This window comes from Vibrio sp. St2 (assembly GCF_947311885.1).
GTDB classification, from domain to species: domain Bacteria; phylum Pseudomonadota; class Gammaproteobacteria; order Enterobacterales; family Vibrionaceae; genus Vibrio; species Vibrio coralliilyticus.
Genome location: NZ_CAMZNA010000005.1, coordinates 64,556 through 81,347, shown reverse-complemented (window position 1 = coordinate 81,347; position 16,792 = coordinate 64,556). Strand labels below are relative to the sequence as shown.

Below are 16,792 nucleotides of genomic sequence, written 5' to 3'. Positions count from 1 at the left end.
TTATTGGAAGCCTTTTTAATATGTATCTAATTAAAGCAAGTAGGCTCTAATAGGGCATTTTCAATTGCTCCAACAAGCTTTTCTATATGATCGGGCTCACTAATAAATGGTGGCATCATATAGATGAGTTTACCGAAAGGGCGAATCCATACGCCTTGCTCAACAAATAGTTGTTGTATCTTTTTCATATTGACTGGTTTAGTTGTCTCAACGACTCCAATTGCACCTAACCACCTCACATCGGCGACTAAGTCATATCGTTTTAATCTAGGCAGCAACTCTGAAAACGCAGTTTCAATCTGAAGTGTCTGATGTTGCCAGTCTCCGTGCTCTAATAGCTCTAAACTGGCGGTTGCCACTGCGCAAGATAGTGGATTACCCATAAACGTGGGACCATGCATAAAACAGCCTGCTTCGCCTCCACATACAGTGTCAGCGACGTCTTTTGATGCGAGAGTGGCTGACAGTGTCATGTACCCACCTGTCAGCGCTTTGCCTACGCACAGAATATCGGGTTCTACATCTGAGTGTTCACAGGCGAACATCTTCCCTGTACGGCCAAAACCCGTTGCGATTTCATCAAGAATCAACAGAACACCAAATTGGTCGCATAACTTCCTTACACCTTTTAGGAAGCTCGGATGGTATATCCGCATACCACCAGCACCTTGGACAATGGGCTCAAGGATGACGGCCGCGATCTCAGTGTGATGAGTTTCCAGCTTAGATTTGAAATCATCCAGATCTGCTTCATCCCACTCTTGGTGAAAACCAGTTTTTGGTGAGTTTGCGAATATGTGTTCCGGAAGAAAACCTTTGTATAGCGAATGCATTGAGTTGTCTGGATCTGTCACTGACATCGCGGCGAACGTATCGCCATGATAGCCGTCCCTGAGCGTTAAGAACTTAGGGCGTTTCTCACCTTTCGCATGCCAGTACTGAAGTGCCATTTTTAGACTTACTTCGACAGATACCGAACCAGAGTCAGCTAAGAATACATGTTCGAGATTATTAGGCGCGCGAGAAAGCAGCTTCTTGCATAAATTTATCGCAGGCTCGTGAGTTATGCCGCCAAACATGACATGGGACATCTTACCTATTTGTTCTTGAGCCGCGTTATTCAAGGCAGGGTGGTTGTAGCCGTGAATTGCTGACCACCAAGAAGACATTCCGTCTATCAGCTCTTTTCCACCTTCAAGCTGTATGTAAACACCACTCGCTGAGGTGACTGGATAGCAGGTCAGAGGTGTTAGTGTTGATGTATAGGGATGCCAGATATGGCGGCGGTCAAAGTCGAGATCCATCAATATTTCCTTAATGATAGATGGTCATATAGTAACCATATGTAAACTTTTGAAATTTAATAGTGTTGACAGTTTACATCGCGTCGGTAGACTAGCCAAGTCAAGAAACTAACAATAATAGTAAGGAATACACGTGGAAGTACGTCACAACTGGACGGTAGCCGAAGTTCGCGAATTAATGGCAAAGCCGTTTATGGATCTTCTTTTTGAAGCGCAGCTAGTTCACCGTCACTATCAGCAACACAACCACGTACAAGTCAGTACATTGCTCTCAATTAAAACTGGCGCCTGCCCTGAAGATTGTAAGTATTGCCCGCAGAGTGCTCGTTATCAGACAGATGTTGAAAAAGAGCGTTTGATGGAAGTAGAACGCGTGCTTGATGCAGCCCAAAAAGCCAAAAGTGCTGGGTCTACACGTTTTTGTATGGGAGCCGCTTGGAAGAACCCAAAGGCTCGTGACATGCCTCACCTGACAGAAATGATTAAGGGCGTGAAGGGGATGGGGCTTGAGACCTGCATGACTCTCGGCATGCTCACACCTGAACAGGCTGCTGAACTGGCTGATGCAGGCTTGGATTATTACAACCACAACCTTGATACTTCTCCTGAGTTCTACGGCAGTATTATTACTACACGTACATACCAAGATCGTCTAGATACCTTGTCTCACGTACGTGATGCCGGTATGAAAATCTGTTCTGGCGGGATTATTGGTATGGGGGAAAGTGCCAATGATCGTGCTGGTCTGTTAGTTGAGCTAGCAAATTTACCGACTCACCCTGAGAGCGTGCCTATCAACATGTTGGTGAAAGTCAAAGGGACACCACTTGAAGAAGTCGATGATGTTGAGCCATTCGATTTTATTCGTCTTATAGCGATCGCACGTATTTTGATGCCTAAGTCAGCAGTACGTCTATCTGCTGGCCGTGAAGATATGAACGAGCAGATGCAGGCGCTGTGCTTTATGGCAGGTGCTAACTCGGTGTTCTACGGATGCAAGTTGCTGACTACACCTAACCCTTCCGAAGACAAAGATATGCAGCTGTTCAATAAGCTGGGCATCAACAGTCAAGAAGTGTCCCAGCGACCAGATGAAATTGAGGAAAATGATCTGCTTGATCGTGTGGTAGAGCGTGTTGCTGCACGTCCAGCCAAGGATGATCTGTTTTACGATGCCAGTGTTTAGTGAACGCATTGATCGAGCCCTGAACGAAAGAAAACGTCAGGGGCTTGAGCGCAGTATGCGCATGGTTGGAGCAGGTAATAGCACGACGCTAACGCATGGAGACAGCCTGTTTACCAATTTCTCCAGCAACGATTACTTAGGACTCGCAACAGACAAAGAGCTGTCAAATGCTTGGCAAAAGGGCTTGGATCTGTATGGCAACGGAAGTGGTGCATCTCCTCTAGTTACTGGGCACTCAAAAGCGCACTCAGATCTACAAGCCGCGTTATGTGAGTGGCTTGGCTTTGAACGAGCGATATTGTTTAGCTCCGGATTTTCGGCCAATCAGGCCTTACTTTTCAGCTTGTTGGAAAAAGATGATCTGCTTATCCAAGACAAATTAAATCATGCCTCTTTAATGGAGGCTGGCATGCTTTCTCCTGCGACGATGAAACGCTTTCACCACAATGACGCTGAACATTTGAAGGTAATCATGAAGCAAAGCGCGTTAGTTGTGACTGAAGGGGTGTTTAGCATGGATGGTGATCTCGCACCGTTAGCCGATATTCATGCTGTCACTGAAAATAAGTCTTGGCTTGCTGTTGATGACGCGCATGGCATTGGCGTTCTGGGCAGCGATGGTCGAGGAAGTTGTGACTTAGCGAACGTTCAACCTGATGTTCTGATAGTGACGTTCGGCAAAGCTCTGGGTTTGTCGGGAGCGGCGATTATGTGCAGTAAAACGTTGGGTGATTATTTAACGCAGTTTGCTAGACATCACGTTTACTCAACGGCTATGCCGCCTTCACAAGCTTATGCGTTAACTCATGCGATCACTATGGTTCAAACTCAACATTGGCGACGTGAAAAGCTTTCGGATCTGCAAGGTGAATACGCCCAGCACTTTTCTTCGTTTGATGGTTATGTAGAGACCTCAACACCTATTAAACCCTTGTTGATTGGGAAGAGTGGCGCTGCATTGGAAGTCGCGAATGACTTAAAGGGTGCGGGTTTTTGGTTAACGGCGATTCGACCTCCCACGGTTCCTAGTAATTCAGCAAGGTTAAGAGTGACGCTCTCGGCGAATCATTCGGTGATGCAAATTAAAAAACTCGCGAAAAGCATAGAAGTTTCAATGGAAAAGGTGCATTGATGGAACACGCTATTTCGATGCAGGAGTCTTGGCCTCAAGATAAAACCGCCATTGCAGAAGCGTTTGGTAAAGCAGCCAATACTTATGATTCCCATGCGGCCTTTCAAAGAATGGTTGGGGAGCGGTTACTGAATCAGTTACCTGAAGATTTAAGTAATAAAACAGTTCTCGATCTTGGCTGCGGGACAGGTTTTTTTTCCGAAAAACTGCGCCAGCGTGGCGCATTGGTTATTTGCTGCGATCTTTCACAGCAGATGTTGAAGAAGGCCGAGGAAAGGTGCGGCTCTGCAGGTATGCAATATCGGCTTGGAGATGCTGAAGCTTTACCGTTTCAAACTGCTTCTATTGATTATGTATTTTCAAGTTTAGCGTTGCAGTGGTGTGTAGACCTGTCACGTCCCTTGAGAGAAATGCGAAGAGTCGTTAAACCAGCGGGCAAAGTGTATTTTTCTACCTTGCTCGAGGGTTCATTGGAAGAGCTGAAATGTGCTTGGAGGCAAATTGACGCATATCAACACGTCAACGATTTTATCAGCGCTAATAAGGTAAAAATTGCGTTAGCGCAATCCGGTTGTCAGAGTCATCATCTAGACTTGCCTACCATAAAGGTTTGGTACGATACCGCATTTTCTTTGATGCGCGACTTGAAAGGCATCGGAGCCAATCATGTAAGCGGCCGTTCGCATGGGTTAACGAGTCGTCGCACATTACTCGAGGTTGAGCGTGCGTATCAAACGTTTAAAAACCATCAAGGTCTTCTACCTGCAACTTATCAGGTTTGTTTAGGGGTTATTCATCTATGATTGATGCATTTTTTATTGCTGGTACGGATACCGATGTTGGTAAAACAGTTGCTTCAAAAGCAATTCTTAACGCACTCGCGTTAAAGGACTTAAAAACAATTGGCTACAAGCCCGTTGCAGCGGGTAGCGAGAAAACAAGCGAAGGCTACCGAAATTCAGATGCTCTGTATCTGCAAAAAGCCTCCACACTTGACGTCGACTATGATGAGGTCAATCCATACGCTTTGGAGTTGCCTGCTTCACCGCATATAGCTGCTCAACGTGAAGGTATTGAAATTCAGTACTCAGTGTTGAGTGAAAAATTAGCAGAGCATAAAAATAAAGCGGATGTGGTCCTGGTGGAAGGGGCTGGGGGCTGGCGAGTGCCTGTCACGGAATCTAAATGTCTTTCTAGCTGGGTACAGCAAGAGAAATTGCCTGTGGTGCTAGTTGTTGGTATCAAATTGGGGTGCTTAAGCCATGCAATGTTGACTGTCGATGCGATTAAGGCGGATGGGTTGGAAGTGATTGGTTGGGTTGCAAACAGAGTCAACCCTGGCACAGAACATTACGCAGAAATCATTGAAATGCTGGAACAAAAAATTGGTGCGCCAAAGCTGGGTGAGATTCCTTACGTACCAAGCGTTAAACAAAAAGATCTAGCGAAATATATTGATGTGTCCACGCTAATTGATAGTTGATTTTTCCTCGTGACCTAAAACATAAAGGCTGCCATACGGCAGCCTTTATTGTATTTATAATCTGACACTTACTTATCTTGGTTTAGACCCATGAGTGCTTGCTGGGTATCAGAGATACGTTTTTGTGCTTGTTGCTCTGAAGAAATACCAAGTTGCTGCTTTGCTTCTTCCTCTGAAATACCAAGGTGGCAGCATAGTAGGTCAATAGCCATTTGATAGTTGTTAGTTTCAACCATGATTCTGTCCTTTTCACACATGGATATTTTAATCTGAGTACAATCTAGCACGCTTTAGTCTAGGTACAATAAGACCAAAGTCTAATGCTACTACTGTTGATTAATATATCGGACATTCTGCATTGTTGGTGTGAATTCTTACTGAAAGTTTTCACAATTTTTGCAGTTAAGAAAACAAATGTTTCAATTTGCATCTATCCCTTGTATTTAAAAGGGATAGACTATATCTATGAGTTAGATATAAAGCCTAAGTGCAAAATTCGTATTGCCAAGGCAAATAATTAAGCTTCCTGTTTCGGAGAAAAGTAATGAAGCGAGTAATGTTATTTTTGGCAACGAACTTGGCCGTTGTTCTGGTCCTAAGTGTTGTTCTAAATATTGTTTATGCTGTTACAGGTATGCAGCCTGGCAGTTTGTCTGGTCTGCTTATTATGGCGGCGGTGTTTGGTTTTGGTGGCTCATTCATTTCATTGATGATGTCGAAAGGTATGGCGCTGCGCTCTGTAGGAGGCATGGTGATCGAAAGTCCTCGTAATGAGACTGAGCACTGGTTGCTGGAAACGGTTCGTCGACAGTCAGAGCAAGTGGGTATTGGTATGCCAACTGTCGCTATTTATGACTCGGCTGACATTAACGCATTTGCAACAGGTGCCAAGCGCAATGATTCATTGGTCGCAGTCTCAACGGGTCTTTTGCACAATATGACTCGAGATGAAGCCGAAGCAGTGCTAGCTCACGAAGTGAGCCATATTGCAAATGGTGACATGGTTACTATGACGCTAATGCAAGGTGTTGTGAATACGTTCGTCATCTTCCTATCACGCTTCATTGCGAATATCGTTTCATCTAATGATGAAGAAGAAGGTGGCAGCAATATGATGGTGTACTTTGGCGTATCCATCGTTCTTGAACTTGTATTTGGCTTCCTAGCAAGCTTCATTACTATGTGGTACAGCCGCCACCGCGAATTCCATGCTGATGCAGGTGCGGCGCAGTTGGTAGGTAAGCACAAAATGATTGCAGCTTTGGAGCGCTTAAAAGTGAGTCATGAATCTCAGTTAGAAGGTTCAATGATGGCATTTGGTATTAATGGTAAGCGCTCAATGACGGAGTTGCTGATGAGCCACCCTCCACTAGATAAGCGTATCGCAGCCCTACGCAACTCATAAGTTTTTGATTTAACGAAAAGGCTTGATTTTATATCAAGCCTTTTTTGATCTCTTCTAATTTAATCGCCGTACAACTCTGCAAATTAAACTTTTACAAAATTTATATTTGTACAACTCATAAAAGTTGCCTAATCTTCATTGTAACTTGTACATAAAAATATTTTGTATAACTAATTGGAGAGGACATGAACGTCGAGTCGGTTGGTCACATATATCAGCAACTAAGCAAGAACAACCTCTATCTTTTAGATGATGTCTATCATCAAGATGTTGTCTTTGAAGATTCAGCGCATCGTCTTCAAGGTTGGCAAGCTTTGCAAAGCTATTTCGATAGCCTTTATACAAATGTCAGGCGCTGTGACTTTGACATCAAAGAGCACCAGCAATCGGGCGACAGTGGGTTCTTGACTTGGTCTATGTCTTTAGAGCACCCCAAGCTACAAAAAGGTAAAACGGTTGTAGTCAACGGTGTTAGTCATCTGAAGTTTAAAGATGGCAAAGTCATATATCACAGAGATTACTTCGACCTTGGCGAAATGCTTTATGAGAATCTTCCACTGCTTGGGTCGGTTATAAAGACGATTAAGCAGAGGCTAGGCCAATGACTTGCGTTTTAATCACAGGCGCTACGTCTGGCATCGGCAAACAACTGGCCGAGGATTACGCCAGAGAAGGCTACGAAGTTATTGCTTGTGGAAGAAACAAACAAGCTCTTGAAGAGCTTGAATCATCCTCCACCTTAATTACTTCGCTTCAGTTCGATTTAACTGATTTACCCAGCACAAAACAGGTGTTAGAGAATCTAGCAGTCACGCCGAATATTTGGATATTCAATGCTGGTGATTGTGAGTACATAGATGACGGCGTTGTGGACGCTCAGCTTGTGAAGCGCGTGTTTGATATCAACGTCGTTGGTCTTGCCAATGCCATAGAAGCAAGCCAACACCATTTTCAAGCTGGTCACACGGTGGCTTTGGTGGGTTCTATCGCCAGCGAAGTGGCATTGCCTAGAGCAGAGGCCTATGGCGCATCCAAAGCCGCTGTGAGTTATCTGGGCAGAACGCTTCAGCTCGATTTAGCCAGTAAGAACATCTATGTATCAGTAATATTTCCTGGTTTCGTGAAAACGCCTTTGACAGATAAAAACACATTTCCTATGCCGATGTTGGTAACTGTACAACAGGCATCGCGAGCCATACGCAAGGGGCTTGCTGATCGAAAACAATATATTTACTTCCCTCGAAGATTCACAACGCTATTGCGTTTCATCGGTGCCATGCCTTACAGCTGGCAAAAGCGAATAACCGCTAAATTGATCTCAGAGTAAGAGGATTCCAAAATGAAAATAGCCATAATCGGGACAGGTATCTCTGGGTTGACATGTGCTTACCATCTCAACAAGCAACATGATGTTACTCTTTTTGAAGCCAACGACTATATAGGTGGGCACACAGCGACGGTCAATGTTGAGGTTGAAGGCGAGAGCTATGCAGTCGACACCGGTTTCATCGTGTATAACGATAGAACTTATCCACACTTCATGGCCATGATGGAAGAGATTGGTGTGGAAGGTATACCGACGCAGATGAGCTTCAGTGTTCGTAATGACGATTGCGGATTAGAGTACAACGGCCACACGTTATCTACGCTTTTTGCGCAAAAAAGAAATTGGTTCAATCCTAGGTTTTACGCTTTCATATTCGAGATCTTACGCTTTAACAAGCAAGTAAAAAGGCTAGTTGAGCAATCTCAAGAGTCAGAAAAAACGCTAGGAGACTTCTTATCAGAAGAGAAATTTAGCGACTATTTCTGCGACAATTATATCTTACCTATGGGGGCTGCCATATGGTCTTCCACACTAGCAGACATGCGCGCTTTCCCTCTTCAATTTTTCGCTCGTTTCTTCCTAAATCATGGATTACTAGACGTACTGAACAGACCACAGTGGTACGTAGTTAAAGGAGGATCAAATGCTTATGTTGAGCCGCTAACAAGAGATTTCGCCGATAACATAAAGCTGTCTTCACCCGTAAAGTCTGTCCGTCGAGAGCAACTTGGCGTGCGAATTGAACTCGACGATCGAACCGAACGTTTTGACCAGGTGATTTTCGCGTGTCACAGCGATCAGGCGCTAGCTCTGCTTAGCGATGCTAATTGCATTGAAAGTGAAGTCTTGGGTCAGTTGGAGTATCAAGCGAATGAGGTGACGCTTCATACTGATGAGAGCTTACTTCCTAAGAGAAAGTCAGCTTGGGCGTCTTGGAATTATTGGTTAGATGGAGCGCAAGGTGAGAGCGAACGCCCGCCAACGCTCACCTACAACATGAACATATTGCAACATATACAAGCGCCTGTGACATTCTGTGTTTCATTAAACAGCGCGCACCTGATTGAGCCGAATAAAGTGCTCAAAACGTTTACTTATCATCATCCTGTTTTTAGTGAGCAATCGATGCAGGCTCAGAAACGACGCCAAGAAATAAATGGCCAGGATAAGATATGGTTCTGTGGTGCGTATTGGTACAACGGATTTCATGAGGACGGGGTCAAAAGTGCTTTAGATGTTGTGAGAGAGTTTAAACAGCTCAACAAAGTTGAGCGCCAAAGAGGTGCGGCATAATGAACTCAGAGCACAGTTGCTCATTGCTTGTTGGGGACGTACGACATCGCCGCTTTAGTCCGGTAGAGCATCAGCTAAAATACCCAATTTTTATGCCTTGTATCGATTTAGACCAGATCAGTGCAGTGGAGAAATCTGTGTGGGGTTTCGGGCAAAAGTGGTGGCACTGGGCGAGATTCAAACGTGATGATTATCTAGGAGAGGGAGATTTAAAACACGCGGTATTTGACAAGATAAAAGAGCTGACAGGAGAGAAAGTAGACGGTCGTGTTGAGGCAGTCATCCATCTTAGATATCTCGGGATCTATTTCAGTCCGGTAAACTTCTACTATGTTTATAACAAGGATGGAGATTGGCGTTATCTGTTGGCTGAGGTAAGTAATACTCCCTGGAATCAAAGGCATTACTATGCTGTTCCTGCTTTTGATGAAACTTTGTGGCGACACAGCAAAGCGTTTCACGTGTCACCTTTTAACCCTATAGAACAAGAATATGTTTGGCGGTTAAAACCCTTAGGGAAAAAGCTTTCAATTCATCTTGAGTGCCATCGGGATCAAAAGGAATTTGATGCCACGCTCAGCATGAGTAAGCAAGCGCTTACATCAAGGATACTCCTAAAACAACTGATTAGGACACCGCTAATGGCAGCTAAAATGTTGGTTGGTATCTACTGGCATGCGTTTAAGCTCTGGTGTAAAGGTGCTCCGTTTTACTCTCATCCTAAATACAAAATAAAGTCAGAAGTATCTTCTGAAAAACATAAATCGAGAGAACAGGTTAAGGAGCATAGGACATGATGAACTCCCAAACTTTAGGTTACTCATCGTCACTAAGCACAGGACAAAAAACAGCGCGTAGTTTGGCAATGTCATTCCTAAAAAAAATTACATCAGGTTCACTAACTGTGATTGAGTCTTTCTCACAGTCAGAAAACAGGACCACTTATGGTGCACCACAGACGTCTTGTTTACACGCGGTAATTGAAGTCAAAAATCCGGGCTTTTACGCCAGATTGCTAAAAGGTGGGAGTATTGCAGCGGGTGAGGCTTATATGGAAGGCTGGTGGGATAGCCCAGATTTAACCAAGCTTATGGAGCTAATGGCCTTAAATTTAAAAACACTAGACTCTATTGAAGGTCAGAGTAGCTTTATTTCTCGAATATCTTACCAGCTTGGGCATTGGTTCAATCGAAATACTGAGAAGAATGCGGCTAAAAATATTAGTGCTCATTATGATTTGAGTAACGAGCTTTACCAAACGTTCCTTGACCAAGAAATGTTGTACTCCGCTGCAGTGTTCAGCTCGGCTGCTGATAGTTTAGAGCAGGCTCAGATCAACAAAATGGAAAGGTTGTGTCAGCAGCTTGAACTGACCTCTAGCGACCGAGTTATTGAGATTGGTACAGGTTGGGGTGGTATGGCGATATACATGGCGGAGACATATGGTTGTCACGTTACAACCACAACGATTTCCGAGCAGCAGTATCAGTACGCTCAGCAGCAAATAGCTGAAAAGGGACTAGAGCATAAGATAACACTGCTAAAAAAGGACTACAGGCAGCTAAAGGGGCATTACGACAAGCTGGTATCCATTGAAATGATCGAAGCAGTAGGGAAGGAGTATTTGGGCTCATACATTGAAAAGTGTCAGTCTCTTTTAAGGCCAAAAGGACTTATGGCAATCCAAGCCATTACCATTGCTGACCAAAGATACGACTACTACAGTAATAACGTAGACTTTATCCAGAAGTATATTTTTCCGGGTGGCTTCCTGCCTTCGATTACTGCTTTAACTCAAGCAACAACTGCACACAGCGACTTAGTCTTGAAGAACTTGTTCGATATAGGCTTAGATTATGCGCAGACGTTGAAAGAATGGCACACAAGATTTATGGCAGCCGAAAGCCATGTCAGGAAATTAGGCTTTGATGACACGTTTATCCGTATGTGGAAATATTATTTCTGTTACTGCGAAGGTGGATTTCGAGCTAAAAGTATAAGCACTGTCCACATGACTTTTCAAAAGGCGTGAATATGACGACGAAGACGCTAATTTTCTATTCTCTCTGGTTTCAAATTGTCTGGATCATCGCAGTATTTGGTCAGGAGAAACTGCAGTGGTTAGCAGTTAGCCTTGTCGTTGGTACCTATGTATACAGCCAATTAGTTGCACCGATTAAGCTTGAGCGAGTGTTTTTGATGGCGTTATTCGGTGTCATGGTCGATTACGCCAATATGGCGCTTGGCATTTTTCGTTTTGAATTCAATGAATTCCCTATTTGGCTTATGGCACTTTGGTTTATTTTTGTTTGGTATGCATATTTTCTTGTGCCAATAGTGAGCCGATTTTCTATCTTGCTCGTATCTATTTTCGGGGGAGTTGGAGGAACGCTCAGTTATTTAGCAGGAGAAAAATTGGGCGCGGTCTATTTTCCTTTACCAACGACAACCACACTTCTTGTATTAATGGTGGAATGGCTGCTGATTGCGGCAGTCATAATAAAGGTTTATGGAAATGCATCGGATAAAATGGGGTATGCTGGCAGGGTTGATCGCTAGCTCTTTGATTGTTAGCGCAAGTGTAGAAGCAAATACTGCTAACGATGAACAATGGCAGGAATGGCGTAAAGTGGGGAGCGCACAGCTCACTTATTTCTTTTTTGACGTATACAAATCTCAGCTTCTTACACCCTCTGGCGACTACGCACAGAGTAAAGATGTTTCACCACATCCACTCGCGTTATCCATTGAGTATCAAAGAGATATTAGTCAAAAACAGTTGGTCGATGCCACTATCGAGCAATGGGAAAAACTGGGTTATTCCGACACTAGCTCTTGGGTGACTCAGCTCGAAGACATTTTTCCAGACATCAAAGATGGCCAACAACTGACCTATGTCTCCGATGGAGATATAGGCAAATTCTTTTTTTCCTCTCTCAGCGAAAAAAATCAGTTGATAGGTTCTATTACCGATCCTCAATTAAATGATGCGTTTCTCGCGATCTGGTTGTCTCCAAAGACGCAATACCCAAAACTTAGGCAAGAACTGATAGGAGCTAAATAGAATGCGAAAGATTAAAACGTTTATTTTCGCTAGCCTATTCGTTTTACTAACGGGGTGTTCTGCAGATATCTCTGAATATAAAGACAGCACACCTGCTTTCAATCTATTCGAGTACTTTGACGGCGAGGTGACCGCTTGGGGAATGGTTCAGGATTATACCAACAAGCAGCAACGTCGTTTTAAGGTCGATATTGTAGGCTCAATCGATGGAGATACTTTAACACTTGTTGAAGATTTTGTATTTGACGATGGCGAGCTTGACCAGAGAATCTGGAAGATTAAGCGATTGAGCGATAGTACCTACGAAGGAGAAGCTGGAGACATACTAGGTACTGCGAAAGGTAACGAAGTGGGTAATGCGCTCCACTGGGTATATGACTTTGAGCTCGTCGTGGATGGTTCAAAGGTAACTGTCGCTTTTGACGATTGGTTATTCAGGCAAGACGAGCGACATGTCTTCAATATTACGAGCATCCGAAAGTTAGGTATTGAAGTAGGCAAAATTACTTTGTTCTTTCAAAAGTTAGATGTGTAGTTAATGTGATACCCATCTACGAGTAGGTATAAAAAAGGGTTGACGCTTTCACGTCAACCCTTAAATTTTATTGGTGCTTAATCTTACAGCTTGTCAGTGAGCTCGATTGCCTGACCAATATAGTTCGCTGGCGTCATCTCTTTTAGGCGAGCTTTCTCGTGCTCTGGCAGCTCAAGACCGTCGATAAAGTTACGCATTGCCTCACCATCTACACGTTTACCACGAGTTAGCTCTTTTAGCTTCTCATATGGCTTCTCGATGCCGTAGCGACGCATAACAGTCTGCACAGGTTCAGCAAGAACTTCCCAGTTTTGGTCTAGTTCAGCAAGTAGTGCTTCACGGTTCACTTCTAGCTTACTGATACCTTTCAGCGTAGAAGTGTAAGCAATGATTGCGTAGCCAACACCAACACCTAGGTTACGTAGAACGGTTGAGTCAGTTAGGTCACGCTGCCAGCGAGAGATTGGTAGTTTCTGTGCTAGGTGGCCGAATACCGCGTTAGCAAGGCCTAGGTTACCTTCAGAGTTTTCAAAGTCGATTGGATTAACTTTGTGAGGCATGGTTGAAGAACCGATTTCACCAGCGATTGTCTTCTGCTTAAAGTGACCTAGTGCGATGTAACCCCAAACGTCACGATCGAAGTCTATTAGGATAGTGTTGAAACGTGCAACCGCATCGAATAGTTCAGCAATGTAATCGTGTGGTTCGATCTGAGTTGTGTAAGGGTTCCAAGTAACACCTAGTGACTCAGTGATGAACTCTTCAGAGAACTTGTGCCAGTCTAGTTCTGGGTAAGCAGATAAATGAGCGTTGTAGTTACCTACAGCACCGTTAATCTTACCTAGGATTTCTACGTTAGCGATTTGCTTGTATTGACGCTCCATACGGTACGCCACGTTCGCCATTTCTTTACCCATAGTAGATGGAGAAGCTGGCTGGCCGTGTGTACGAGATAGAAGAGGAATATCGCGGTATTCAACAGCAAGTGCTTTAATAGCGTCAATGATGTTTTTGATCTCAGGAAGAATTACTTCATCACGAGCTTCTTTAAGCATTAGTGCGTGAGACGTGTTGTTAATGTCTTCTGAAGTACAAGCAAAGTGAAGGAATTCATTGACGGCATGGAGCTCTGGTACACCTGCAACCTTTTCTTTCAGGAAGTATTCAACAGCTTTTACGTCGTGGTTCGTCGTACGCTCAATTTCTTTAATTCGAGCAGCGTCTTCTTCACTGAAGTTAGCGGCAAGATCATCAAGAAACTGGTTTGCTTCTGCACTGAAAGCTGGTACTTCTTTGATTGCATCAGTTGCAGCAAGCTTCTGCAGCCAACGAATTTCAACGATAGAGCGGTACTTTAGAAGGCCAAACTCACTAAAGATGCTGCGAAGTGCAATCGTCTTACTTCCGTAACGGCCGTCTACTGGTGAAACAGCAGTCAGTGCTGACAGTTCCATGATGTTCTCCTGAATTGAGTTTCTAAATTTCGTGTGCTTTATACCAATAACCGCATAGATTGTCACGCAGATTGCGCAATCGTTTGCGTTAAGTTTGTTTTGGTAGAAAAAATCAGCTCGCGATAGGCGCGAGCTGTATTGTTAAGTCATTACATTCTGGCTAAGAGGATTTGAGCCTGTTCAACCATTTTTTTGCGTCCGAAAATGAGGTGGCGACGCTTTCCGCCGACTTGGCGCCATAGTACAGCACTGCGAATACCTGATAGTAACAAGGCTCGAACTTTATGTTGGTTACCTGTCTGTTGCAGTACAGAAGGGGTTCCAGTTACTTGAATTCTCGGTCCAATCGGGCTGATGACATCTAAATATACGCTGGCAAGGTTGCTGATCATCTGGTCGTCTAGAAGCTCAAAATGATCAAGTTGTCGCTCTATCATTTGAATACGATCAGCCAATTGAGACATTGCATCGTTACGTCCACTTAGCTTACGTTCAAGCGCCATCAGGCTAATGATATAGCGAGTTACTTCACTGCCAGAAGGCGTACTATCGATGCCTTTCACCAAGCATTCTAGGCCGAGTTTCAAATCTGATTCTCGACCATAAACACCCACGGTGTTGTTTGGGTTTGTGTTTAAGATAGCTTTGAGCGAAGTTTCAAATGCGTCAGAGTCACAGTGACCGTTTTTCGCGACCTGTTGAACCAGAGCGACAGCTTGGCAAATTCCTGCAAATGCGATGGTGCGGTCGTAAAGAGCGTTAGCCACGTAGTATTACTCCTGAAAATACATTGAATTAAATACGTTTTTCAATGATGCCGCCACCAAGGCAAACATCATCTTTATAAAATACCGCAGATTGGCCAGGGGTTACGGCTACCTGAGGGTCGTCGAAAATGACCTTAATATTTTCATCATCAATTGGGATAATGGTACAAGGGATATCCGTTTGACGGTAACGTGTTTTCACACTGCATTGAAGCGGTGCCTTAATTATCTCTCGATCAACCCAATGAAGCTGAGAAGCAATGAGTCCCTGGGATTTTAACAATGGGTGTTCAGCACCTTGTACCGCAATTAGTACGTTACGTTTAAGATCTTTGTCTGCTACGTACCACGGGTCTTCATTACCACCGCCGCCTTTCTGACCGCCGATATGCAGACCTTTACGCTGACCCAATGTGTGATACATCAAACCTTGGTGTTCACCGATGATTTTGCCTTCAGGTGTCTCAATTTTGCCTGGCTGAGCTGGCAAATAACGAGATAGGAAGTCGGTAAACTTGCGTTCACCGATGAAGCATATACCTGTCGAGTCTTTTTTCTTCGCGGTAATAAGGTCCTGCTCTTCGGCGATTCGGCGTACTTCAGGTTTTTCTAGTTCCCCCACAGGGAACAGGCTGCGAGCTATCTGATCACTGCTCAGTGTATACAGAAAGTAGCTTTGATCTTTGTTGCCATCTAGGCCACGCAGCATTTGAGGCTTCTCACCGTTATCAGGGAAAGTACGTCGAACGTAATGACCCATTGCAATGTAATCTGCATCTAGTACTTCATCTGCAAACTCAAGGAAAGCTTTGAACTTGATTTCTTTGTTACAAAGGATGTCTGGGTTCGGTGTGCGACCCGCTTTGTATTCCGCCAGAAAATACTCAAACACGTTGTCCCAGTATTCGGCAGCAAAATTAATGGTGTGAAGGTGTATTCCCAGCTTGTCACAAACCGCTTGTGCATCGGCCAAGTCTTCTGCAGCTGTACAGTATTCTTCGTTATCGTCTTCTTCCCAGTTCTTCATGAACAGACCTTCGACCTGATAGCCCTGTTGCTTTAGGAGATACGCGGAAACGGATGAGTCCACACCGCCAGACATGCCGACGATAACTTTCTTTTTACTGTTGTCAGTACAGTTCTCAGACATTACTAAACACCACACAATTTAACTGGAGGCAGATCTTAACAGAAAGCGTTTCGAGGTGACAGATCCGAGATCGAACTCACACTTCAAATTTGCCGCAATTTTACTCGTTCACTATCTTAATCTGCGAATTTTCACTATAGACAGGCTATATGTGGCATAGTTGGCAAAATTCAAGTTAGACAAGGTACAAAAACATGAGTGATGACAGTCAATTCATGGCGGAAGCAGAGCTGATTGAAATTGTTGAGAATCAGTTGGAAGATGGTGAACCGCTCAAAGTGAAAGAAACTTTGATGCGTTTGATGATGACAGGAACACCGCGAGACGAGGCTGTTGCAATGATGGCTTGTGCTGTCTCTATTGAGATCTTCGACGTAATGAAAAACGAAGGTGAGTTTAATCTCAAACGTTACTCCGAGCACCTTGACCGCTTGCCGGACATTAGTTTTATGGAAGGCGAATAAGTTGTCATCATGCGCCAACTGGTAGTCAGTTGGCTTTTGTTATTAATGGGTATGGTGCAGAGAAACTCTTCGCGTTAATTGCTTAAGATCTTCCTTTCTCTTTAACACTTCTTATTTATTACCTCTCGATAGGTAGAATTTAATTTTTATCGCAATCGTTTGCTATAATTCCGGTTATTGCCGCGTCAGGTAGTGCGCGGTAGAATCCGGCATCCTTTGACCCCTTAC

The 16,792-nt window shown here is 44.1% G+C and carries 19 protein-coding genes; 14 read left to right on the top strand and 5 right to left on the bottom strand.

Translation table 11 applies throughout. The annotated features are described in order from the left end of the window. Window positions 1-26: 26 nt before the first annotated feature. Window positions 27-1,304, bottom strand: a complete 1,278-nt coding sequence (gene bioA / locus QMA41_RS15855; RefSeq protein ID WP_281630128.1) for an adenosylmethionine--8-amino-7-oxononanoate transaminase — start codon at window positions 1,302-1,304, stop codon at window positions 27-29. Between the two features lie 133 nt (window positions 1,305-1,437). On the opposite strand from bioA, the gene bioB reads away from it, so the two are divergent. Genes bioB through bioD form a run of 4 tightly spaced genes read left to right on the top strand, consistent with a single transcriptional unit; the run spans window position 1,438 to window position 5,105 of the window. Then, entirely contained in the window at window positions 1,438-2,490 is a 1,053-nt protein-coding gene (gene bioB, locus QMA41_RS15850; RefSeq protein WP_038510604.1) for a biotin synthase BioB, read from the top strand. Beyond that, window positions 2,477-3,622: an 8-amino-7-oxononanoate synthase gene (locus QMA41_RS15845; protein WP_281630127.1), complete on the top strand. Its 1,146-nt coding sequence runs from the start codon at window positions 2,477-2,479 to the stop codon at window positions 3,620-3,622. Before bioB ends, QMA41_RS15845 begins: the two co-directional genes overlap by 14 nt. Next, window positions 3,622-4,425 (top strand): malonyl-ACP O-methyltransferase BioC, encoded by an 804-nt coding sequence (gene bioC, locus QMA41_RS15840; protein WP_281630126.1) that lies wholly within the window; start codon window positions 3,622-3,624, stop codon window positions 4,423-4,425. Before QMA41_RS15845 ends, bioC begins: the two co-directional genes overlap by 1 nt. Beyond that, window positions 4,422-5,105 carry a dethiobiotin synthase gene (bioD, locus tag QMA41_RS15835; RefSeq protein ID WP_065741499.1) on the top strand — a complete coding sequence of 228 codons (684 nt, stop codon included), beginning with the start codon at window positions 4,422-4,424 and terminating at the stop codon, window positions 5,103-5,105. Before bioC ends, bioD begins: the two co-directional genes overlap by 4 nt. Window positions 5,106-5,173: 68 nt before the next feature. On the opposite strand, the gene QMA41_RS15830 is transcribed toward bioD, so the two are convergent. Continuing rightward, window positions 5,174-5,341, bottom strand: a complete 168-nt coding sequence (locus tag QMA41_RS15830; protein WP_006962802.1) for a hypothetical protein — start codon at window positions 5,339-5,341, stop codon at window positions 5,174-5,176. 308 nt (window positions 5,342-5,649) lie between these two features. Between QMA41_RS15830 and htpX the strand changes: the two genes are divergently transcribed. From htpX to QMA41_RS15785, 9 genes are all read left to right on the top strand, one after another. Continuing rightward, entirely contained in the window at window positions 5,650-6,510 is an 861-nt protein-coding gene (gene htpX / locus QMA41_RS15825; RefSeq protein WP_006962801.1) for a protease HtpX, read from the top strand. 185 nt (window positions 6,511-6,695) lie between these two features. After that, window positions 6,696-7,115, top strand: a complete 420-nt coding sequence (locus tag QMA41_RS15820; RefSeq protein WP_006962799.1) for a nuclear transport factor 2 family protein — start codon at window positions 6,696-6,698, stop codon at window positions 7,113-7,115. Continuing rightward, on the top strand, window positions 7,112-7,837 hold the full coding sequence (locus QMA41_RS15815) for an SDR family NAD(P)-dependent oxidoreductase (protein WP_019275713.1): 726 nt from the start codon (window positions 7,112-7,114) through the stop codon (window positions 7,835-7,837). The genes QMA41_RS15820 and QMA41_RS15815 overlap by 4 nt, the downstream gene beginning before the upstream one ends. A gap of 12 nt (window positions 7,838-7,849) precedes the next feature. Next, the gene (locus QMA41_RS15810; protein ID WP_281630125.1) at window positions 7,850-9,130 is read left to right on the top strand and encodes an NAD(P)/FAD-dependent oxidoreductase; all 1,281 of its coding nucleotides are present in this window, start codon (window positions 7,850-7,852) and stop codon (window positions 9,128-9,130) included. Beyond that, window positions 9,130-9,927: a DUF1365 family protein gene (locus tag QMA41_RS15805; RefSeq protein WP_019275711.1), complete on the top strand. Its 798-nt coding sequence runs from the start codon at window positions 9,130-9,132 to the stop codon at window positions 9,925-9,927. Before QMA41_RS15810 ends, QMA41_RS15805 begins: the two co-directional genes overlap by 1 nt. Next, entirely contained in the window at window positions 9,924-11,162 is a 1,239-nt protein-coding gene (locus QMA41_RS15800; protein WP_281630124.1) for a cyclopropane-fatty-acyl-phospholipid synthase family protein, read from the top strand. Before QMA41_RS15805 ends, QMA41_RS15800 begins: the two co-directional genes overlap by 4 nt. 2 nt (window positions 11,163-11,164) lie before the next feature. Then, on the top strand, window positions 11,165-11,689 hold the full coding sequence (locus QMA41_RS15795) for a DUF2878 domain-containing protein (protein ID WP_281630123.1): 525 nt from the start codon (window positions 11,165-11,167) through the stop codon (window positions 11,687-11,689). Continuing rightward, window positions 11,646-12,194, top strand: coding sequence for a chalcone isomerase family protein (locus QMA41_RS15790; RefSeq protein WP_281630122.1), 549 nt, complete (start codon window positions 11,646-11,648; stop codon window positions 12,192-12,194). The genes QMA41_RS15795 and QMA41_RS15790 overlap by 44 nt, the downstream gene beginning before the upstream one ends. 1 nt (window position 12,195) lies before the next feature. Then, the gene (locus QMA41_RS15785) at window positions 12,196-12,729 is read left to right on the top strand and encodes a DUF3833 domain-containing protein (protein WP_281630121.1); all 534 of its coding nucleotides are present in this window, start codon (window positions 12,196-12,198) and stop codon (window positions 12,727-12,729) included. A gap of 83 nt (window positions 12,730-12,812) precedes the next feature. Here the strand turns inward: QMA41_RS15785 and purB are convergent, their stop codons facing one another. The 3 genes from purB to mnmA form a co-directional block, all read right to left on the bottom strand. Further along, window positions 12,813-14,183: an adenylosuccinate lyase gene (gene purB / locus QMA41_RS15780; RefSeq protein ID WP_171352293.1), complete on the bottom strand. Its 1,371-nt coding sequence runs from the start codon at window positions 14,181-14,183 to the stop codon at window positions 12,813-12,815. A 149-nt stretch (window positions 14,184-14,332) separates the two neighbouring features. After that, on the bottom strand, window positions 14,333-14,950 hold the full coding sequence (gene hflD, locus QMA41_RS15775; protein ID WP_006962785.1) for a high frequency lysogenization protein HflD: 618 nt from the start codon (window positions 14,948-14,950) through the stop codon (window positions 14,333-14,335). Between the two features lie 28 nt (window positions 14,951-14,978). Then, window positions 14,979-16,100 (bottom strand): tRNA 2-thiouridine(34) synthase MnmA, encoded by a 1,122-nt coding sequence (gene mnmA / locus QMA41_RS15770; protein ID WP_038155929.1) that lies wholly within the window; start codon window positions 16,098-16,100, stop codon window positions 14,979-14,981. A gap of 194 nt (window positions 16,101-16,294) precedes the next feature. Here mnmA and QMA41_RS15765 point away from each other — a divergent pair, with 194 nt between their 5' ends. Beyond that, entirely contained in the window at window positions 16,295-16,564 is a 270-nt protein-coding gene (locus tag QMA41_RS15765; RefSeq protein ID WP_006962783.1) for a hypothetical protein, read from the top strand. The last annotated feature ends 228 nt before the right edge of the window (window positions 16,565-16,792 follow it).